This window comes from Pseudomonas sp. NBRC 111139 (assembly GCF_001753955.1).
Classification (GTDB): Bacteria; Pseudomonadota; Gammaproteobacteria; order Pseudomonadales; family Pseudomonadaceae; genus Aquipseudomonas; species Aquipseudomonas alloputida.
The window spans coordinates 57,223-75,953 of the sequence record NZ_BCBP01000049.1 but is presented as its reverse complement, the minus strand read 5'-3'; the positions used below and the strand labels follow the sequence as shown (position 1 = coordinate 75,953).

Annotated in this window: 26 protein-coding genes; 16 read left to right on the top strand and 10 right to left on the bottom strand. The window is 62.3% G+C overall.

The features are described from left to right. Nucleotides 1-226 precede the first annotated feature (226 nt). On the top strand, nucleotides 227-976 hold the full coding sequence (locus BJQ17_RS19905; RefSeq protein WP_070096540.1) for a 3-oxoacyl-ACP reductase family protein: 750 nt from the start codon (nucleotides 227-229) through the stop codon (nucleotides 974-976). 281 nt (nucleotides 977-1,257) lie between these two features. Here the strand turns inward: BJQ17_RS19905 and BJQ17_RS19900 are convergent, their stop codons facing one another. Further along, on the bottom strand, nucleotides 1,258-2,157 hold the full coding sequence (locus tag BJQ17_RS19900; protein ID WP_041168429.1) for a LysR family transcriptional regulator: 900 nt from the start codon (nucleotides 2,155-2,157) through the stop codon (nucleotides 1,258-1,260). A 93-nt stretch (nucleotides 2,158-2,250) separates the two neighbouring features. Here BJQ17_RS19900 and BJQ17_RS19895 point away from each other — a divergent pair, with 93 nt between their 5' ends. From BJQ17_RS19895 to BJQ17_RS19860, 8 genes are all read left to right on the top strand, one after another. Further along, nucleotides 2,251-3,198, top strand: coding sequence for a ketopantoate reductase family protein (locus BJQ17_RS19895; RefSeq protein ID WP_003248236.1), 948 nt, complete (start codon nucleotides 2,251-2,253; stop codon nucleotides 3,196-3,198). After that, nucleotides 3,195-3,593, top strand: coding sequence for a VOC family protein (locus BJQ17_RS19890; RefSeq protein WP_070096539.1), 399 nt, complete (start codon nucleotides 3,195-3,197; stop codon nucleotides 3,591-3,593). The genes BJQ17_RS19895 and BJQ17_RS19890 overlap by 4 nt, the downstream gene beginning before the upstream one ends. After that, the gene (locus BJQ17_RS19885; protein ID WP_004576665.1) at nucleotides 3,590-4,045 is read left to right on the top strand and encodes a MaoC family dehydratase; all 456 of its coding nucleotides are present in this window, start codon (nucleotides 3,590-3,592) and stop codon (nucleotides 4,043-4,045) included. The genes BJQ17_RS19890 and BJQ17_RS19885 overlap by 4 nt, the downstream gene beginning before the upstream one ends. Further along, nucleotides 4,042-5,274 (top strand): CaiB/BaiF CoA-transferase family protein, encoded by a 1,233-nt coding sequence (locus tag BJQ17_RS19880; protein WP_014756511.1) that lies wholly within the window; start codon nucleotides 4,042-4,044, stop codon nucleotides 5,272-5,274. Before BJQ17_RS19885 ends, BJQ17_RS19880 begins: the two co-directional genes overlap by 4 nt. After that, nucleotides 5,271-6,089, top strand: coding sequence for a shikimate dehydrogenase (gene aroE / locus BJQ17_RS19875; protein WP_014756512.1), 819 nt, complete (start codon nucleotides 5,271-5,273; stop codon nucleotides 6,087-6,089). Before BJQ17_RS19880 ends, aroE begins: the two co-directional genes overlap by 4 nt. A gap of 4 nt (nucleotides 6,090-6,093) precedes the next feature. After that, nucleotides 6,094-6,531, top strand: a complete 438-nt coding sequence (aroQ, locus tag BJQ17_RS19870) for a type II 3-dehydroquinate dehydratase (RefSeq protein WP_070096538.1) — start codon at nucleotides 6,094-6,096, stop codon at nucleotides 6,529-6,531. Nucleotides 6,532-6,671: 140 nt separating this feature from the next. Beyond that, nucleotides 6,672-8,069 carry an MFS transporter gene (locus BJQ17_RS19865; protein WP_070096537.1) on the top strand — a complete coding sequence of 466 codons (1,398 nt, stop codon included), beginning with the start codon at nucleotides 6,672-6,674 and terminating at the stop codon, nucleotides 8,067-8,069. A 391-nt stretch (nucleotides 8,070-8,460) separates the two neighbouring features. Continuing rightward, the gene (locus BJQ17_RS19860) at nucleotides 8,461-8,718 is read left to right on the top strand and encodes a hypothetical protein (RefSeq protein WP_003248248.1); all 258 of its coding nucleotides are present in this window, start codon (nucleotides 8,461-8,463) and stop codon (nucleotides 8,716-8,718) included. A gap of 53 nt (nucleotides 8,719-8,771) precedes the next feature. On the opposite strand, the gene BJQ17_RS19855 is transcribed toward BJQ17_RS19860, so the two are convergent. From BJQ17_RS19855 to BJQ17_RS19845, 3 genes are all read right to left on the bottom strand, one after another. After that, nucleotides 8,772-9,464, bottom strand: coding sequence for an anti-sigma factor domain-containing protein (locus BJQ17_RS19855; protein ID WP_070096536.1), 693 nt, complete (start codon nucleotides 9,462-9,464; stop codon nucleotides 8,772-8,774). Continuing rightward, nucleotides 9,461-10,009: a sigma-70 family RNA polymerase sigma factor gene (locus BJQ17_RS19850; RefSeq protein ID WP_070096535.1), complete on the bottom strand. Its 549-nt coding sequence runs from the start codon at nucleotides 10,007-10,009 to the stop codon at nucleotides 9,461-9,463. The genes BJQ17_RS19855 and BJQ17_RS19850 overlap by 4 nt, the downstream gene beginning before the upstream one ends. A gap of 103 nt (nucleotides 10,010-10,112) precedes the next feature. Then, nucleotides 10,113-10,640 carry a DUF3455 domain-containing protein gene (locus BJQ17_RS19845; protein ID WP_003248255.1) on the bottom strand — a complete coding sequence of 176 codons (528 nt, stop codon included), beginning with the start codon at nucleotides 10,638-10,640 and terminating at the stop codon, nucleotides 10,113-10,115. Between the two features lie 217 nt (nucleotides 10,641-10,857). On the opposite strand from BJQ17_RS19845, the gene BJQ17_RS19840 reads away from it, so the two are divergent. From BJQ17_RS19840 to BJQ17_RS19830, 3 genes are all read left to right on the top strand, one after another. Next, a complete protein-coding gene (locus BJQ17_RS19840) occupies nucleotides 10,858-11,145 on the top strand; it encodes a hypothetical protein (protein WP_003248257.1) in 288 nt (95 codons plus the stop codon). A 403-nt stretch (nucleotides 11,146-11,548) separates the two neighbouring features. Then, on the top strand, nucleotides 11,549-11,917 hold the full coding sequence (locus BJQ17_RS30295) for a hypothetical protein (RefSeq protein WP_060537975.1): 369 nt from the start codon (nucleotides 11,549-11,551) through the stop codon (nucleotides 11,915-11,917). Nucleotides 11,918-12,116: 199 nt separating this feature from the next. After that, the gene (locus BJQ17_RS19830) at nucleotides 12,117-12,425 is read left to right on the top strand and encodes a hypothetical protein (RefSeq protein WP_003248263.1); all 309 of its coding nucleotides are present in this window, start codon (nucleotides 12,117-12,119) and stop codon (nucleotides 12,423-12,425) included. A 223-nt stretch (nucleotides 12,426-12,648) separates the two neighbouring features. Here the strand turns inward: BJQ17_RS19830 and BJQ17_RS19825 are convergent, their stop codons facing one another. Continuing rightward, nucleotides 12,649-12,849, bottom strand: coding sequence for a hypothetical protein (locus BJQ17_RS19825; RefSeq protein ID WP_003248269.1), 201 nt, complete (start codon nucleotides 12,847-12,849; stop codon nucleotides 12,649-12,651). A 167-nt stretch (nucleotides 12,850-13,016) separates the two neighbouring features. On the opposite strand from BJQ17_RS19825, the gene BJQ17_RS19820 reads away from it, so the two are divergent. After that, entirely contained in the window at nucleotides 13,017-13,376 is a 360-nt protein-coding gene (locus tag BJQ17_RS19820; protein ID WP_019751720.1) for a hypothetical protein, read from the top strand. Between the two features lie 42 nt (nucleotides 13,377-13,418). On the opposite strand, the gene BJQ17_RS19815 is transcribed toward BJQ17_RS19820, so the two are convergent. After that, a complete protein-coding gene (locus BJQ17_RS19815; protein ID WP_003248274.1) occupies nucleotides 13,419-13,625 on the bottom strand; it encodes a hypothetical protein in 207 nt (68 codons plus the stop codon). A gap of 324 nt (nucleotides 13,626-13,949) precedes the next feature. Here BJQ17_RS19815 and BJQ17_RS19810 point away from each other — a divergent pair, with 324 nt between their 5' ends. Both BJQ17_RS19810 and BJQ17_RS19805 read left to right on the top strand, forming a co-directional pair. Next, nucleotides 13,950-14,750, top strand: a complete 801-nt coding sequence (locus BJQ17_RS19810) for a lipopolysaccharide biosynthesis protein (protein WP_070096534.1) — start codon at nucleotides 13,950-13,952, stop codon at nucleotides 14,748-14,750. Between the two features lie 70 nt (nucleotides 14,751-14,820). Continuing rightward, the gene (locus BJQ17_RS19805; protein WP_070096533.1) at nucleotides 14,821-15,321 is read left to right on the top strand and encodes a methylated-DNA--[protein]-cysteine S-methyltransferase; all 501 of its coding nucleotides are present in this window, start codon (nucleotides 14,821-14,823) and stop codon (nucleotides 15,319-15,321) included. Between the two features lie 4 nt (nucleotides 15,322-15,325). Here BJQ17_RS19805 and BJQ17_RS19800 read toward each other — a convergent pair whose 3' ends face one another. Both BJQ17_RS19800 and BJQ17_RS19795 read right to left on the bottom strand, forming a co-directional pair. Next, entirely contained in the window at nucleotides 15,326-15,568 is a 243-nt protein-coding gene (locus BJQ17_RS19800) for a hypothetical protein (RefSeq protein ID WP_054888825.1), read from the bottom strand. Then, nucleotides 15,565-16,308 (bottom strand): carbon-nitrogen hydrolase family protein, encoded by a 744-nt coding sequence (locus BJQ17_RS19795; RefSeq protein WP_070096532.1) that lies wholly within the window; start codon nucleotides 16,306-16,308, stop codon nucleotides 15,565-15,567. The genes BJQ17_RS19800 and BJQ17_RS19795 overlap by 4 nt, the downstream gene beginning before the upstream one ends. A gap of 214 nt (nucleotides 16,309-16,522) precedes the next feature. Here BJQ17_RS19795 and BJQ17_RS19790 point away from each other — a divergent pair, with 214 nt between their 5' ends. Beyond that, entirely contained in the window at nucleotides 16,523-17,248 is a 726-nt protein-coding gene (locus BJQ17_RS19790) for a serine/threonine protein phosphatase (protein ID WP_070096531.1), read from the top strand. Here BJQ17_RS19790 and BJQ17_RS19785 read toward each other — a convergent pair. Together BJQ17_RS19785 and BJQ17_RS19780 are read right to left on the bottom strand one after the other, a co-directional pair. Then, nucleotides 17,196-17,810, bottom strand: coding sequence for a LysE family translocator (locus BJQ17_RS19785; RefSeq protein WP_070096530.1), 615 nt, complete (start codon nucleotides 17,808-17,810; stop codon nucleotides 17,196-17,198). The two genes, BJQ17_RS19790 and BJQ17_RS19785, sit on opposite strands and share 53 nt — an antisense overlap. 82 nt (nucleotides 17,811-17,892) lie before the next feature. Then, nucleotides 17,893-18,702 carry an AraC family transcriptional regulator gene (locus BJQ17_RS19780; protein WP_012052433.1) on the bottom strand — a complete coding sequence of 270 codons (810 nt, stop codon included), beginning with the start codon at nucleotides 18,700-18,702 and terminating at the stop codon, nucleotides 17,893-17,895. Nucleotides 18,703-18,731 lie beyond the last annotated feature (29 nt).

Below are 18,731 nucleotides of genomic sequence, written 5' to 3'. Positions count from 1 at the left end.
CCTAGCTTTCCGGCGGCTAATGACTGCTGTTGGCCGATTGCGGTACTTTGCGAGGGGCCACCTCACGCCCTGAGGAAGTCGGTAAACTCAAATCGGGCTCCCATAATCCTGACTTAATCGCCAACTGTGATGATCTCTACCTAGACAAAAATGAAACCTAGCAAAAGTCATTAGATTGCTCACACATAGGCAGACTGGCCTAACTTTTTTGTAATGGAGATACAGCATGACCTCTACCCGGACCCTGCAAGGGAAAGTGGCTTTTGTACAAGGCGGCTCTCGCGGTATCGGTGCGGCCATCGTAAAACGCCTGGCCCGCGAAGGCGCAGCAGTGGCTTTCACCTATGCATCGTCAGCCGAGCGAGCTAATGCTTTGGCCAGTGAAGTGATTGCAGCGAGTGGTAAGGCTTTTGCTATCAAGGCCGACAGCACTGATGCTGCAGCCGTGCAGCAAGCTATTCGCGCGGCAGTCGAGCACTTCGGCGGCCTGGATATTTTAGTCAACAACGCCGGCGTACTTGCTTGGGGTAGCACCGAAGAGCTCACCCTAGAGCAACTTGACCATACCTTAGCGGTGAATGTGCGCAGTGTATTCGTCGCCAGCCAGGAAGCTGCCAAGCACATGGTCGACGGCGGGCGCATAATCAACATCGGCAGCACCAACGCTGAGCGTATCCCGGTTGCCGGCGGTGCAGTGTACGCTATGAGCAAATCGGCGCTGGTTGGCTTGGCCAAAGGCATGGCTCGCGATCTAGGTCCACGCAGCATCACTGTAAATAATGTGCAACCCGGTCCGGTGGACACAGAGATGAACCCGGCCGATGGAGATGGCGCCGAGTATCTGAAAAGTCTGATGGCATTGGATCGCTACGGCAAGGCTGAGGAAATTGCCGGCTTTGTTGTTTACTTGGCCGGTCCGGAAGCCGGCTACATCACCGGCGCCAGTTTGACGATTGATGGTGGTTTCTCCGCTTAATTCTTTGCGACTCGGGACAGCTATTAAGTCGCCTCGAGTCGCCTTTGTTACCCCTACATATCTGATGGCCGAATTGGCCGGAAGCGACCCATAGTGGGTGGCTTCTGAATCGCCACAGGTTTCTTAGACACCTCGAACGGCTGCAAAGGGTCGAAAGCGGCCGGTCGTGAATGCCAATTTACGACCCAAGCCCATCCTTCGCGAAGATAGGCGTGCGGCCAGAGCGGTTGGCTTGAATCAGACCTGCTATCCAAGTCGAAACGGGAGCCTGCTTGGCGGGCTTACTGAAACAATCCGCGAACGACTTCCCTCAACCATCGATTTCCATTGTCCTGATGATAGCGGGCATGCCAATGCTGTTTGACCGTGAACCCCTCCACTTCGAACGGGCAGTCATGGACCTGTAGCCCATGCATATCGGCCAGTGTCTGCCCGATATGCCGCGGCAAGGTGCCCAGGAGATCGGTAGTCCCGATTATCATCCCTAACCCGAGAAACGCTGGCAGCTCGAGCATGATCCGCCGTTCGATCCCGGCCCGCGCCAACCCTGCTTCCAGCAGCTTCTGCCCGGTGCCGAAACTGATCTGCACATGCCCCTCGGCCCGATACCGTTCCAGGCTCATGCCATCGCCCAGGCGCGGATGCTGCGGGTTGCTCAGGCACACCCAGTCCTGCTCGAACAGCACCTGCTGATACATCCCCCCTCCCAGCCAGGGCACGAAGCCGATGGCCAGGTCCGCTTCGCCCGACTCCAGCGCGCTCTCGGTATTGCCGTCGATCCGCGCCGCCTCCAGGCGGATGCCCGGCGCATGGCTGCGCAGATGGTTGAGGATGCTTGGCAGCAAGGTGATGTGGCTGGCATCGCTGACACACAGGCGAAAACGCCGCTGCGCTGTGGCGGCGATGAACTGTGGCTCCCAGGCGGTCAGCCGGCGCAGCGATTCCAGCACCTCACGGCACGGCCCTATCAGCTGATCGGCGCGGGGGGTAGGGGCCATGCCGCCCGGCGTACGCACGAACAGCGGGTCGTTCAATTGCTCGCGCAGGCGCGCCAGCCAGATGCTGATGGTCGGCTGGCTCTGCCCTAACTGTTCGGCGGCACGGGTCACGCTGCGGCATTGGTACAGCACGTCGAACAGCTGCAGCAGCTTGGGTTCGGGCAGGGGCTCCAGGGTAGTCATTATTGAAATACTCAATAGCTGTATTGAGGTCATTGTATAGCGCAAATAAACCCCGCTGCATAAGGTGATCGCAAATCACAGGAGGTCTGCGACGTGAAAATCTGCATTCTGGGCGCCGGTGCACTGGGGTGCGCCATTGGCGCAGCCCTGAGCGAGGCAGGGCATGAAACCTGGCTGCTGAACCGCGGCCGCGCGCATGTCGAGGCGATGAACCAGCATGGGCTGCGGGTACAGGACGAACGGGGCGAGCGCTATGTACCGGTCAACGCGGCCATCGAAGCCGAAGACGTTGGCGTGACCGATTTGGTGGTGGTGCTGGTGAAGTCGTTTCACACTGCCGAGGCCATCGCCGGTGCCCTCGCGCTGATAGGCCCACAGACGCTGGTGCTGTCGCTGCAGAACGGCCTCGGCCACGAGGACATCCTGGCCGAAGTGGTGGGTCGCGAGCGGGTGCTGGCTGGCAAGACCTATGTCGGCGGCGTGCTCCTCGCACCGGGCTCGATCCGCGCCGGTGTGGCCGGCAAACAGACTTTCATCGGTGAGCTCGACGGCCAGCTGACGCCCCGCGTGCAGGCCATCGCCGAAGCGTTCAACAATGCCGGGCTGGCCACCACGGTCAGCGACAACATCCTCGGCACCATGTGGGACAAGCTGCTGGTCAACGTCGCCACCGGTGCATTGAGCGGCATCACCATGCTCAGCTACGGCCAGCTGTACAGCGAGCCGCTGCTGGAAAGCACCGCCAAGGCCGCCGTGGCCGAGGCCATTGCCGTGGCCGAGCGCGCCGGCATCCGCTTGAGCCTGACCAGCCCCGAGGCTGCCTGGTCACTGGCCGCCGAGGGCCTGCCGGCGAGCTTCCGCACCTCGATGCTGCAGAGCCTGGAAAAAAACTCGATCACCGAAATCGACTTCATCAACGGCTCCGTCGTGCGCTGGGGCCAGCGCCATGGCGTGGCCACGCCGGTCAACGCAACCCTGGTGGCCTGCATCAAGGGTATCGAGCGCGCCATGGCCGATCACCAGAAGAGGGAAACCCCATGAGCCAGTCAAAAGCCTACCTCGAACACGTGGCGTTCTGGGTGCAGGACATTCAGTGGCATATCCGCTTTTTCAGCGAGGTGTGCGGCATGACCATGCGTGAAGTGCAGGGTGACGTCGAGCAGCCGGCACAGTACTGGACCCTCGGCGGCCTGCAGTTCATTCACCAGCCGGACTTCGCTGGCCCGGAAGGGCGCCTGGCGCACCTGGGCATCATGTGCGAAGACCTGGAAGCGGCGCTGGCCGCCGCCCAACGCGTTGGCGTCAGTGAGATGCCCCAGGGCCGCAACTGGCTGCGCCTGCCTGATGGCCTGGCGGTGGAGTTCATCCAGGCGCTGCCGGCCAAATGCGTAGCCCAGGCACTGGCCATCGACCCGCGCGCGGAGGTGCAGGCATGAGCGTGATTGAAAAGTACTGGGACGATGCCCGCGAAGGCGATGAGTGCATCAGCCCGACCTACACCGTGACCCGCGAACGCATCCTGGCCTACGCCGACCTCACCGGCGACCACACCCCGGTACATGTCGACGAGGCCTACGCCAACGCCAGCCACTTTGGCTGCCTGGTCGCCCACGGCCTGTTCGGGCTGTCGATCGCCGACGGCCTGAAGACCCAGTGCGAGTACCGCTTCCTACCGGGCATGTCGCTGGGCTGGACCTGGGACTTCGTGCTGCCGATCAAGGTCAACGACGTGCTCCACGTGCGCATGCGGGTGGGGGCGATGCGCCCGAGCAACAGCCGACCTGGCTGGGGCATCGTGGTGCTGCCTTCGGAACTGATCAACCAGCACGGCGAAGTCGTGCAACGTGGCGAGCACCGGTTGATGGTGCCGCGGAGGGCAGCAGCATGAGCCAGGCATTGCCATTGGCGGGTATCCGCGTCATTGACTACAGCCACTTCCTCGCCGGCCCCTATGTCGGCCGTTGCCTGGCGGCGCTCGGCGCAGAGGTGATCAAGGTCGAGCGGCCGGGTAGCGGCGACGCTGGCCGCCAGCATGCGTTCACCCTGGACGACCAGCAGAGCGGCTATTTCCTGCAGCTGAACATGGGCAAGCAGGGCGTCAGCGTCAACATGAAAGACCCGCGCGGCAAGGCGTTCATGCAGCGCCTGACCGATTCGGCCGACGTGTTCATCGAGAACTACCGCCCCGGCGCCCTGGACAAGCTGGGCCTGGGTTACGCCGAGCTGTCGGCGCGCAACCCGCGCCTGGTGTACTGCTCGATTTCCGCCTACGGCCATACCGGGCCGGACGCCCACCGCGCCGGCTTCGGCCTGATCGCCGAGGCCAAGAGCGGGATCATGCAGATGGTGGGCGTGCCGGGCGAGGCACCGCCGCTGCTGCGTATTTCCCTGGGCGACATGTACACCGGCATCCACGCGGTGGCGGCGATCAATGCCGCGCTGCTCGGCCGGGTGAGCAGTGGCCGAGGCCAGCACATCGACATGGCGCTGTACGACACCCTGGTGTCGATGCACGAATACGCGGTGCAGTGTTATACGCTGTCCGGTGGCACTGTGTTGCCCCAGCAGACCGGCCACGACATGCCCACTTCGACCCTGTACGGCGTGTTCCGCGCCACCGACGGCGACCTGGTGATCGCCGCCCAGGTCGACGATGCCTGGCAGCGCTTCGCGGCCATGCTCGAAGCCAACGGCGGCCCGCCCGGGTTCGGCAGCGACCGCCGCTACCACAGCCTCAACGGCCGCAATGCCCACCGCGAGGCGATCCTGGCGGTGGTCCGCGACTGGGTTGGCGCGCGTCGGGTGGCCGAGATCCTCGCGTTGCTCGATGGCATCGACATCCCCAGTGCCAAGGTTCAACGCATCGACGAAGTGCTGGCCGACCCGCAGATCCAGGCACGCAACATGGTCATCGAGCAGCAGCACCCACGCTACGGCACGCTGCGCCTGGCCAACCTGCCGTTCCGCTTTTCCGACTGCGATACCACGATTCACCAAGTAGCCCCGGACCTTGGTCAGCACAACGCCGAAGTGGCCGCCGGGCTTGGCTTCAGTACTGAAGAAATCATTGCCTTGCAGGCGGATGGCGTGTTGTTTACCCACGGAGATGCACGATGAGCGACCGCTACGCAGTGATCGGCCGACCGATCAACCACACCAAGTCCCCGCTGATTCATGGCCTGTTCGCCCAGGCCAGCAACCAGCAGCTGGAATACGGGGCTATCGAGGGCTCGCTGGACGACTTCGAAGCCCAGGTACTGCAGTTTCGTAGCGAAGGCGGGAAGGGCATGAACATCACTGCCCCGTTCAAGCTGCGTGCTTTCGAGCTGGCCGACCGGCGCAGCGAGCGGGCGCAATTGGCACGGGCGGCCAATGCGCTGAAGTTCGAGGATGGCTGCATCGTCGCCGAGAACTTCGATGGCATCGGTTTGCTGCGGGACATCGAGGAGAACCTTGGCGAGCCGCTGCGCAACCGCCGTGTGCTGCTGCTGGGCGCTGGCGGCGCGGTGCGCGGGGCGTTGCTGCCGTTCCTGCAGGCGGGCCCACGCGAGCTGGTGATCGCCAACCGGGACATGGCCAAGGCGCTGGCGCTGCGGAACGAGCTCGATCACCCGCGTCTGCGCATCAGCCGCTACGAAGCGCTGGAAGGGCAATCGTTCGACATCGTGGTCAACGCCACCTCGGCGAGCCTGACCGCTGACTTGCCGCCACTGCCGGCTGATGTGCTGGGTGAGGCGGCCTTGGCCTACGAGCTGGCCTATGGCAAAGGCCTCACGCCTTTCCTGCGCCTGGCCCGCGAGCAGGGCCAGGCGCGCCTGGCCGATGGCGTCGGCATGCTGGTGGAGCAGGCCGCCGAGGCGTTCGCCTGGTGGCGCGGGGTGCGGCCCGACACACGTGCCGTGATCAATCAGCTGACGATTCCCCTGGAGTAGGTCGATGGTCGCCAATGTACTGATGCTGCATGGCATCAACCACAACATGTTCGGCAAGCGCGACCCGCGCCAGTACGGCACAGCGACCCTGGCCGACATCGACCAGGCGTTGCAAGCCCTGGGCGAAGAGCTGGGGGCGCAGGTCGTGAGCTTCCAGAGCAATTTCGAGGGCGCCCTGTGCGAACGCATCCATCAGGCCTATGAGGATCGGGTGGATGCGGTGCTGATCAATGCCGGTGCCTGGACGCATTACAGATACGGCATTCGTGATGCATTGGCCATTATCGAAGTGCCGGTGGTAGAAGTGCACATGTCCAACATCCATGCCAGGGAGCCGTTCCGCCATCACTCGGTATTTGCCGAGGTGGTGCGCGGGCAGATCTGCGGGTTTGGTGTCGAAACCTACCTGCTGGCGCTGCGTGCGGCGATGAGCATGGTCTGAGCAGGGCCACATGGCTCGGCGCTCTGAGCGGGTTTACCCGCGAAGCAGGTGACGCGGGGCATGGCACCGGCTGCGCCGGTGTTCGCGGGTAAACCCGCTCCTACAATCGAGACTCTCCTTTTGCAGAAGGAACTGAACCCTTGGCCACCCCCGCAGTCCCCAACACCGGCATCGCCTTGCTGGTCGCCGTCACCTTCTTCATGGAAAACCTCGACGCCACCGTCATCGCCACCGCGCTGCCGCAGATGGCCCGTGACTTCGCCGAGAACCCGGTCAGCCTGAACATCGGCATCAGCGCCTACCTGCTGGCGGTGGCGGTGTTCATCCCGCTCAGCGGCTGGGTCGCCGACCGCTTCGGCGCGCGCCAGGTGTTCGCCGGGGCCATTGGCCTGTTCACCCTGGCCTCTTGGCTGTGCGGATTGGCACAAACCTTGGAAACCTTCGTCGCCGCACGGGTGCTGCAAGGCATCGGTGGCGCGCTGATGGTACCGGTCGGGCGTCTGGTGGTGCTGCGCACCACCGAGAAGCAGGACCTGGTGAAGGTGCTTGCGGTGATCACCTGGCCCGGGTTGGTGGCGCCGGTGCTCGGCCCACCGATTGGCGGGTTGATCGTCACCCACCTGTCGTGGCCGTGGATCTTCTACCTGAACATCCCGCTCGGTCTGCTGGCCATCGCAGCGGCGTGGTGGCTGGTCCCCAACACGCGTGCCAGTGAAGCGCGCCGTTTCGACTGGCTCGGCTTCGTCTTCCTCGCTTCGGCCTGCGCGACCTGGTTGCTGGGCCTGGAGATGCTCGGCTCGCTGTCGGGCGACGGCCTCGGCACAGGCGCTGCACTGGTGGCCGTGGGGGCTCTGCTGACCTGGCTGTCGATCCGCCATTGCCAGCGTCACCCGGCGCCGCTGCTACCGCTGGCTACCCTAGGCATCGCCACGTTCCGCGCCAGCATCATCGGCGGCACGTTGTTCCGCCTGTCGATCAGCGCCTTGCCGTTCCTGATTCCGCTGTTGCTGCAGATCGGTTTCGGCTATTCGCCGGTGGATGCCGGGTTGCTGGTGCTGGCGATCTTCGTCGGCAACCTCGCGATGAAACCGTTCACCACCGGGCTGCTGCGCCGCCACGGCTTTCGTCGAGTGCTGCTGGTCAATGGCTTGATCGGCGTCGGTTGCATTCTCGCGTGCTTGCTCCTGCAGCAGGACATGCCGTGGTACTGGATGGCGCTGGTGCTGTTCATTGGCGGGCTGTCTCGTTCCATGCAGTTCACCACCTACAACGCCATCGGGTTTGCCGAGGTGCCAAAAGCACAGATGGGCCAGGCGTCGACGCTGTTCAGCATGTTCTTCCAACTGGCGATGGCGCTCGGGGTTGCGATTGCGGCCCTGCTGCTGAGGGTCTCGACGATGCTGCGGGGGGGTGAAAGCGAGATGACAGTGGGCGACTTCCGCTGGGCGCTTGTCGGTATCGGCCTGATTGCTTGCGCCGCGTTGGTTGATGCAGTACGCCTGCCGGCCAATGCTGGTGAACAGGTATTGCGTACTTAGCTGTGTTGGGTTCACGGCCACGTCATCAGGGGGACAGGTGTTGGAATCGGGATCCTTTGGGCCATTAACGACCTACAGCGAACGGACAACCGATGACGGGTCGATAGCGGTCTTTCACGATCGGCAGCTTTTCGCCCCAAAGCGCACGGGCGTAAAGGGCAGCGGGCACTGAACAGGACGACGCAGATCAAGGCCGTAAGCGTTCCGCCGCCAGCGACGGCTCTTGAAGTGACCGTAGGTGTGGCGGGTGTCGTGCTGCCTACCCATCCAGCATGGATGGAAAGCCAGTAGCGACTTCCGTGACTGCATAGTACGGTCCGCCTTCAACAAGCCACCCGGTTCGTTGCCTTCACCCCCCACGGACCGGGGCTCTCATGACCTGGGAGGTCGAATGGAAGTCGCTACAACGATCAGTCAACAAGAACTGGATAACGCCTTGGTCGCGTTTGCACGCTACAAAATCGGAGAGATCAAGATCTTCGACCTGGAGCAGGCAATGCGCTTCGAAGCAGGCCAAGCCTTGTCCCAAAGCGGGCTGGTCAGGTTCTCAATTACCAAAATGGTGTCAGGACGTTATCGCATCAGCGATGAAGGGGAGAACGCCATCACAGAGGCTGGGCGGGATCGCCTTGAGGTGATCCGCGGCTGACCCTGGCTTCCAGCCTTGCGAAGGCCGCAGTCACGTTCTGCGGCCCTTTCGTGTCATATCACTTTCACCGCGCGACCAATGAACTTCACCGGCCCTGTCGGCAGACCGGTCGGCGAGCCACCGGCTTTCTCCAGCGTCAGCTCGAACAGTTGATTGGCCTCCAAGGGTGGCAAACTTTCCAGCGGAACTCGATAGGGTTCGCCCGGTTTGACCAGGCCAAGCGAAACCGGAGCACGCCATTGCTCGCCCTTGGTCCAGAACTGCAGGGCCATGCCGTCGGGGACCGTGTCCTGGCCCAGCGGCAGCAGTTCGATCATGTGGCTGTCGCTGGCCTGCACCACCCAGCCGGGGGCCTGGCTGCTCGGCGCCACCAGCACCACCAGGTATTGCGTGGTAGAGGGGGGCGTGGTCAGCAAGGTAAACGCCAGCAGCAGGCTTGCAGCCAGCCCTGCGGCGCTGAGCCCTTGCCACAGGCCGAGGCGTTGCCACCAGCGAGCCTGCGTGCGCGCTGCAGGCAGCTCGTCGAGGCTGCGCTGGATACGGCGCCACAGGCGGGGGCTTGGGGGCTGCGGGGTAGACAGCGCGGTCAGCTCCAGCAGCCGGGCCTCCCAGGCATCCACGGCGGCGCGAAGCGCGGGGTCGGTACGCAGGCGTTCGGCCGTCGCGGCATATTGCTCCGGCGACAAGGTCCCCAGCACATATTCCCCGGCGAGGCTGTCCAGTTCTTCGGCAGAATCGGGCTTCATTCCAGGCACTCCCGTAGCGCTTTGAGGCTGCGTTTGATCCAGGCCTTGACAGTGCCCAGTGGCGCGCCCAATAAACCGGCTATCTCGGCGTGGCTGCAGCCGTCCACGTAGGCGTGCAGGATGCAGCGTTGCGGTGCGGGCTGCAGTTGTTCAAGACAGCGGTAAATCTTTGCTGAGCCGGACCAGAGGTCAAGGTCATCAATCCTCCCGTGCAATGTTGACGCAGTTTCGGTGTCGGCATCGATCAGTACAGTTTCACGGCGGGTATCACGTATCGAATTCAGCGCCAGGTGGCGGGTAATGCTGTAGATCCAGCCTCGAGCCGAGCCGCGCGCCGGGTCGTAGCTGGCAGCGCGGGTCCAGATGCGGATGATCGCATCGTGGACGATGTCTTCTGCGGTGGCGTCGTCACGTGCGATACGCCGGGCAACACCCAGCAGGCGCGCGCCTTCGTGATCGTAGAGCGCCTGCAGGGCCCGCCGGTCACCCTGTGCACAGGCTAACAGGCAGCGGTGGAAGTCGAAGGGAGTGGCCGGCGAGTTCAACGTGTGTGGCTTCCTTGTGTAAGGCAAGTACCCCGGCCATCCAGCCGGGGGGCTTGCCATCGAGCGTAGATCATCACTCGCAGGGCGTTGGGTCAGGTGCGTGTCACTTGGCTGTCCAGAACACATAGTCAGCCTGGTACTGGACGACCTGCCTGGCACCTTTGTTCTGCGCCGTGCAGTCGACTGACGGCGCCACACCGCCGCGGGTGGCCAGGCGCTGGATGTAGCTGACCCCCTGCATGGCGCCTTTGCCTTCGGCGGGGTTGGCCTTGACCAGTTGATAGGGGATGGCGCCTTTGTCCGCCGGTGCCACTGCCAACTGGGTGCCGGTGACTTTCGAGCCATCCTTGGCCTGCCAGGTAGCGGGTGGGCCAAAGTAGTCGCCCACCTGTTTACCGCCACGGTCATTGAGCACTGCCTTGGGGCCGACGAAAGTCCATTCGGTCTGACCGGGGGTGTTGGCCTTGTCGCGGCACTCGTAGGTGATCTCGCCGACGCCGACGGTTTCGAGCAGGACGCGATGGCCATCAGGGACTTTGACCGCTTCTGGCAGCGTGGTCTGGGCGTGGGCGGGCGGCAGCGCAAGGGCGAGGCTGCAGGCAAACAGGCAGGCGGAGTATTTGAAGTTCATGGGCAGTGCTCCTGAAAGTCATTGGGCTGGGCAGTCAAAGGCCGCCCACTGTCAATACCCGCCAACGGGCGGACTGGATGCACTGAATGAAAAAAAATGCGTAGCGAGATGAGCCTGCATGTGCTTGCCTACCCTCTCGAACGCGCGATGAGTCTCTTTGCTATCGCAGGACTGCTTTAACGCGCGCACCCCCGACAACCCCATGAGGACACTGCAAATGAAGCGTTTGTTACTGAGCCTGTTGCTTGCCGCATCGGGCGCTGCCCATGCCGGTATTCCGCTGTTGAACGCAACATGCCCCGGCAATATCGAGGTCCATGCCGATAAAGGTGGGCCTGTCTATATCAATGGCAAGGAAGCCACGCTGAAAAAATTCAATGACAACTATTTCGAGGCCAAAGGTGGCGGGGTAACGGTATCGTTGTCGATCAACCCGGACGGCTCGCCTGACGTCTCGTATACCGGTAAGAACAAAGCCAATGGCGTATGCCAGATCAAGGACTGACTGCGCGATTGCGCTGTTTGGCTGGCGCGGTGCCAGCGGGCTGAACCTGGGCGCTGGAACGAGAATTGCTGTGACCCCTGAGACATTGATCATGCGGAGTACGCAGAGATGACTCAGGATGACCGCTATTACATGATTTTCAGCGTGGTTGCTGTGCTGGTACTGGATCTGGCGGCGACTTATGTGTTTCTCAATGCCATTCCCTGACCCCGGTTATGGGTCAGGCCTTACGCGTAATCGGGGCCAACGCAGGGTGTGAGGAAAACGCCCCGAACCCTATATAGCAAACAAACCTGATGCCCTGTTGTCGTTGCGCAGTAACATGGGCATGAGAAAACCAAAAAAAGGGCAGGCTGCTTGGCAACATTTCCCAGTTTTCGAGGGGGCTGCAGGAGCGTGTCGCGTGAAAAACTCAAGTTCGCGAGCAGGTGTAATACTGTTATTCGGGGCAGCCTCGTTGTTCGTCGCAGGCTGTGCGCAAAACCCTGATGTGCGTGACAGCCACGATTATACCGCTGGCACTACCGTGAAAAGCCCACCCGCCTACCTGGGCTGCGTTAAAGGCGAGCTGCAAGGGAATGTGAAAACCTATGAAGTCGAGGGTGATAACGCGATTAGGCTTTTCGTCGACAGCACTGACCCCGACAAGGCAGAAGGCCTTGTAGAGTTGCGGGGCACGGGAACCGAGCGCCACTTCACGGCCTATCAACGTGATGCCTGGTACGACCATGGCAGGTTGCTGGATGCTGCACTGATGTGTTCAAAAGCGTAATCATCCAACCCCTCACCAATAGCCCGCCGTCGAGAGCGGGCTTTTTGTCTGCCGATCGCCTGCCCGGCAACGTTCAAAAAGGGCGGGTGGAGCCGGTATGGCCTGAGCAGCGTTGCTTTGCATTTGCCGGCCCCGCCCGTAATAATCGTTGTATTTGGATGGAGAGTCGCAGGTGGAAGCAAGAAGCGTAGTCGCCGAAATGTTCATTGGGATGCCGACGCATTTCTGGGTTTTGCCTGTTGCCGGCCTGGTTGCCTACTACGGGCTGAAGTGGTCCGCCAGATCCAGTAATCGTGCCACCCTGCTACAAGCCTCGACTTACCTGTTACTGCTGGCACTGGCAGTGCTGCCCAACGGCTTTTATGCACTGTTTCCTCCTGCGCCCGAGCCAGATGTGCTGTTGAATCAAACGCCGTTGCCCAACTACGCAGGGCGCTTCTACCTGGATGCGTTCTATGTCTTCAGTGGCTGGGCGCTGAGCAAAGTGGTCAAGTTAAAGTTCAGCTGAGTCGCAGTTCGCTAGCGGATGCGCTGACGGGATCAGTAATTGCATACCCCTTTGAAACCGGCGCATCTGGGGGACACGGCAATGCTCTCTGAAGATCTGTACATCATGTTCCTGTTTGTCGGCAGTGTGTTGGTCCTGGATATAGCAGCCATCGTATTGTACAGGGGAGCCAAGCCCTGACCCCGGGTTTGGCTCGCAATGGCGCCGGAGTATCCTCAGGGCTTCAGCTTTTCTCCTGTACCTGCAGCACCGACCCTTTGTCGTCAGTTGCCAGCAATCCGATGGCGTCGGTGTCGTCTGATTGTCGCTCGGCAAGGGGGACGTCCGGCGAGCGAAAGATACTATGGCCCTGTTCACCGGTTTTAAGGGTGACGAGCTTGCCGTTCTGATAGAAGAACTGAGTGTGGTTGGCGTTCGTTTGCATGGTATGAAGCCCTGCCGAGTCGTGGTGTGATGTCCCTCGGGAGTTTCACTGTTGCGGCGTGCCCCGGCTACTGGCAGAAATATCAGGTGCGCTACACTGATCCCGCTTTGGCGTCGTCCTGCAGCAAGACTTTGGTTGATTAGTAACGCGGCGTCACGCCCGTTAGAATGCAGCGTATCCATAACGGTCGATTGCAAATGCCAGACTTTCGTATTTTTATCGCCACTGTGTTGGTTGCCAGCCTCGCCGGTTGCGCAAGCCCCGGCAAACCCACTGCCAGCAAACTGACCAAAAAATCGCCGCAGCAGTACGCCGCCTGTGTCCTGCCAAAATGGCAGGCGCTGGCCCCACAGGCCACGCAGAAGTCAATAGCCCACGGCTACCGGCTCACGGCGCCAAGCGCCGTGGCAAGCGACGATGTGCTTGATGTGGTTGACGCTCACGAGGGCAGCCGCGCGACCTTCTACAAGGGCAGCTTTCTGTCTGGCGACAAATTACGCCAGGCTGCCAAGCAATGCCTGGATTGAACCCGTGCCCCGAGCGGGTTGAGCCGCCCCGATCTCCTGCAGTTACCCCAACTCATCCCGCTTGTTCAAATGCTCGCATTTCACCTGTGCCTCCGTGCGGCTCGGATAGCTCGGCTTGAGCCGCTCCTTTGCCTGATTGTCATAAATGTCGAACCCTCCACACACGGTAGCGGCGTAGTAGCGGCTGCCAACGCGGAACGATTCCTTTTCGATCGGCACAGCGGGAACGATAACGAATCTTGGTTGCATTTTTCGTGCCTCCCCAGGCAGAGATTTAAGTATTAGTCTCACCGATCGCAAGCATCAAGCAGGCTCATGACGAAAGGCACTTGGCAACCATCGGTCGCCTCGGTAATGGTCATCGCTATTCCTGAATCGCACCAGGGGAACACTTTTTCACCGGGGTGGTCTGTTATAGCAGTTGGACCAGCCGGTATTAGCCAGGCTGAAACCCCGCCAAACAAGGGAATGGCGGTTGACTTAAGTTCACCCAGGTAAAGTTAGGTAAAAGCGGCCACGGCATATACACGGATCAGTATTGTGGTTTGTACTGTCCGGTTAAAGATGCCATTGATGAACATACTTCCGTCGCAGCCAAGCGCTGAACGCGGGGCGTTCTCCGGTTTCGAGGCGTGTCGCAATTCCCAGCAGGGCCCCGTGGTGATCCTCGCCTCCGGCGCTTCTGCCAAACATTTTCCGCTGGGCGAGTTTGCGCACTTGCCCATCATCGCCATGAATGGGTCGGTCGCCATGACCGCCGAACACGGCATCAAACCCTTCTTCTACGTGTGCACCGACAAAAGCTTTTGCCAGCAACAGCCGGCCTTGTTCGCCACTGCCATGCGCGACAGCGAACGCCTGGCCCTGTGGCCAGAGCAGTATGCGCGTGCTGATGTGCCAGCCCACACTCAGTGTTATGCCTTGCACAAAGCCGATATGCCGAGCCTGCTGGACGGTTTGCGCGGCCAGGGTGACAGTTGCGTGTGCAACCGGGCACTGTGGAGCAAACGCAGCCGCTCGATCGCCTTCAGTAAAGACCTCGCCCATGGCTTTTTCGATGCCCGCACGGTGGCTTATGTGGCCTTGCAGTTGGCCTATCACCTGGGCTTCGAGGACGTGTTGCTGGTGGGGGTAGACCTCGACCAGAGCGTCGGGCGCTTTTACGAGGACGGCCAGGGCCCGTCTTCGCCGTGCGGGCTCGACCAACATTGGGACAGCCGCATCCTGCCGTCGTTGAAGCTGATGGCCAGGGAAGTGGTCAGCGAGCATTTCCACGTCTACAACCTATCGGCAACATCGCGCATTCCCGCTGAGCTGATCCCCAAGGTCACGCTCAGCCAGGCGCGGCACATTGCCGGCTGCGCAATGAACTGAGCAAGAAAGCGGGTGCATCAAGGACTGTGGATGCGTACAGTGGGCCGATCGCAACTTGCAGGAGCCCGCTATGTCCAGCGCATTCACGATCATGCCATCGCCTGTCGGTATGCTGACCCTTGTGGCCCGTGGCAATTGCCTGGCAGCCGTATTGTGGGAAGAGGAGCGGGAAAACCGCGTTCGCCTGGGCGCACTGCACCGGGACGACCAGTGCCCGGTACTGCGGGAAACCGCGCGCCAGCTGGGCGAGTACTTTGACGGCAAGCGCCAGCGTTTCGAGCTGGCGCTTGACTTTGCCGGTACTGAGTTCCAGCGCCAGGTGTGGGCCGCATTGCTGGCGATACCGTTCGGCGAAACCCGCAGCTACAGCGATATTGCCCGGCAGCTCGGCAACCCCAGGGCGGTACGCGCGGTTGGCGCTGCCAATGGCCGCAACCCGATTTCGATCATCGCCCCCTGTCACCGGGTAATCGGCGCGTCGGGCAGCCTGACCGGCTTTGCTGGTGGCCTGCCGGCCAAGCAGTATCTGTTGGCGCTGGAAGGGCGGCAAAGCCTGCCGCTGGACCTGTAAGGCGTCAACCGAACCCGCTGGCGATCAGGCAGGCCAGCACGGCCAGCACCGAGCCGGCGATCAGGGTGTATTGCCGCCGGGCCTGACGTGCGCGGGGCTCGACCTCACGCAGGTACTCGCCGGGCGTAGGCGCATCGGGCCGATGGCGCAAGCCCTCGGCCACATCGGCAAGTTGACCCTGAATCAGCAAGCCGACCAGGCAGTAGGTGCAGGCGTAACTCAGCAACGCTAGAAACAGATAGATCATGCAAGGTACGGGGCCAAGGGCAGGGTGATCGCGCTGGCACTGCGGGTGTCGAGTACGATCAGCCCTTCACTGTGGTCATCCAGGCTGGCCAGCAAGTGCCCCTGGCTGTCCCATGCTGCAGAACCGCCAGCACCGATGAAGGTGTCGGCCGGCCCCACACAGTTGGCCATCAACACCGGCATGCCCAGCTCACGTGCCACCTCTGGGTAGTGCGCATATCCCTCGCGGATACCCTTGGCGGTTTTCGCAACGCTGACCAGGTACAGGTCGGCACCGCGCTCGCGGGCCACGGCGGCATGCGCCATGAACATCGATTCGTAGCAGATCGCCGGTGCCACCCGGTGTTCACCCACCTCCAGCAGCAATGCCTGATCACCTGGGGTGAAGTAAGGCAGCTCATCATCATGCAAGCGCTGCTTGGCATAGGCCTGGCGCGGCGCCTCAGGGCAGAAGATGGGCATGCCGATGCGTATGCCGTCGGGCGTCGGCAATGGCAGGCCCACGGCAACGGTAATGCCCAAGCGGTCGCAGGCTGCCTGCAGCGGGTCCAGGCGCGCGGAGGTGACGGGCAGGGCGGCCTGGCGCGCCACACTCGGCTCATAGCCGGTCAGCGACAGCTCGGGGAACACCACCAGTTCGGCACCCAGGGCCGCGGCCTGCTCGATGCAAACCAGATGGCGCTGGAGGTTGCCTGGCAAATCGCCCTTGAGCGACGCCAGTTGTACGGCGCACAGTTTCATCAGAACCATTCCCTGGTGAAGATTGACGTGCCGAGCATACTATCGGCACCAACGCCTGTTCCAGTGAAGGGTTTTTCAGGAAGCCTGGGGTGCGTAGCAAAACGCCCCCCGACCTGCGCAGCCACGGTACCTTGTGCCATGCTGTCCAGTGACAGCGCCATGCGCACGGCCCGCGCGAAGCCGGGCAGGGTGCTACCAGCGGAGGAACACTGTAATGGCACGGTTTCGGCGGATGATCGCCAATATCCGGGGACGGGATCTGGCCGTGGGCGATATCCATGGCCACTTCCAGCGCCTGCAGCAATGCCTGGATGCGGTAGGGTTCGATCCGGCGGTGGACCGCCTGTTCAGCGTAGGTGACCTGGTCGACCGTGGGCCGCACAGCGAGGCAGCGCTGGAATGGCTGGCACAGCCTTGGTTCCATGCCGTCCAGGGCAATCATGAGGCCTTGGCAATCACCCGCGTGCGCGGTGGGCGGCTCGACCTGGGCATGTACCGCGCCGCCGGGGGGGGGTGGTTCCTCGACTTGCCGCGGCGCGAGCAACTGCGTTTCGTGGAGCGTTTCGAGCAGTTGCCGATTGCCATGGAAGTGGAGAGTGCGGACGGTCTGGTAGGCCTGCTGCATGCCGACAGCCCGTTTGCCGACTGGGCAGTCTTACGCTCCTGGCTGGAGCTGGATGACGACCCTGAGGTGCGCCAAGTGTGCCAGTGGTCGCGTCGGCGCCTTAAAGAGGGAGACACCCAACCGGTGCAGGGCCTGCGAGCCCTGCTGGTCGGCCACACCCCGGTGCTGGAGGCCAAGCTGCTAGGCAATGTGTGGCACCTGGACACGGGGGGCTGGGCCAGCGGTCATTTCACCTTGGTCGACATGCGCACCTTGCAACGGGTCAGCCCAGAGCCAGATGCAGCAACAACGCCCCCGCCAACATCACCAGCATGACCCCCGAGGCCCGCTCCAGCCACGGCAGGCTGCGAGCGAATCGCCGCAGTACCCGCTGGTTGCCGATGGCCACGGCGACCAGCAAGTCCCAGAGCAGGACGATGCTGAACATCCATAGGGCGTAGGCCGTTTTCCAGCCGGGGCTGACGCTGGCGACCATGCTGGCCAGGCTGGCATAGAACAGCGCGTTCTTGGGGTTGAGGATGCCGGATAGGAAGCCCATGCCCAAACTGCGCCACCAGCCATGCACCCGCTGGCTGCCGGCGACTGAGCCCAGGCTGGTTTGCCCGGCATGGCGCAGGAACAGCACGCCGATGTACAGCAGGTAGCTGGCGCCGGCCAGTTGCAGGGTGGTGAACAGCAGGCTGCCCTGCTGCAGTACCGAAAGCCCGGTGAAGGCGATGACAATGAACGCGCCATTGGCCAGCGCTATGCCCAGGCAGGCGCCGCTGGCGATGCGCCAGCCGCTGTTGATCGCGTTGCGTGCGACCAGGAAAAAGTCCGGGCCAGGTGAGAGCAGGGCAAGAAAGTGGGCCAGGGCGATGATCATGAATTGTTGCATTGGGGGCGGCTCTGCGGAAAAACCGCAGTCTGCTGCCGGGCCCATTCTGGCGTATTGAACAATATTGCACCTGCAGCAGCCTTCAGTTTCCGCGGTACTGCCCCGGCGTAACCCCCACATGGGCCTTGAACACTCGCTGGAAATGGCTTTGGTCAGCAAAGCCAAGCTGGTAGGCCACTTCCGCCAGGGCCAGCCCTTCACTCAACAGTTGCCGCCCGCGATTGACCCGGGCATTGAGCAGGTAGGCATGCGGGGTAAACCCGGTAGCCGCTCGAAACGCGCGGATCAGTTGATAGCGCCCAAGCCCGGCCTCCCGCGCCAATACCTCCAGGCTCAATTGCGCAGGGTCCTGGTGTTCGATGCGTGCAAGCAACCCGTTCAAGGTGGCGGCTTTCAGGACGGGGGCCGCTGCCAGCGGTGGGTGCGCGGCAACGTCCAGGTCCCCCAGAAAGGCAATCAGCGCCGCATCTTTCTCGCCGTTGCAGGCACTGGAAAACAGTAACCTGTTCAGTGCGCAGAACTGCCGATATACCTCAGCCTCCCTGCAGATACGCACCGGTTCGCCGGCTTCGATACCGCCAAAGCCCGACTCCAGGCGTAACTGCGTCAGCCAGTCGGCATCCACATGCAGCATCTGATAGCTCCACGCCAGGCCGGGGGCCGGGTTGCAGGCATGCACGCGGTGGGCCGGGACCAGTACCAGCGTGCCGGGCGCCAAGTGATGCTGCCCGTCGGCAGCCCCGGTGAAATGGCTGCGGCCAGCATCCACCGCACCGATGGAAAACGTCGGGTGGCTGTGGGCCTTGTAGCAGGCCCGGCTGTGGCAGGCGCGCCGGCTTTCGACATGTGCCAGGGCCGGGTCGCGCCACAGGGCGGCGTGGGAACGGGGCATTACAGGCTCCTCGGTATTGTCGGCAGGGT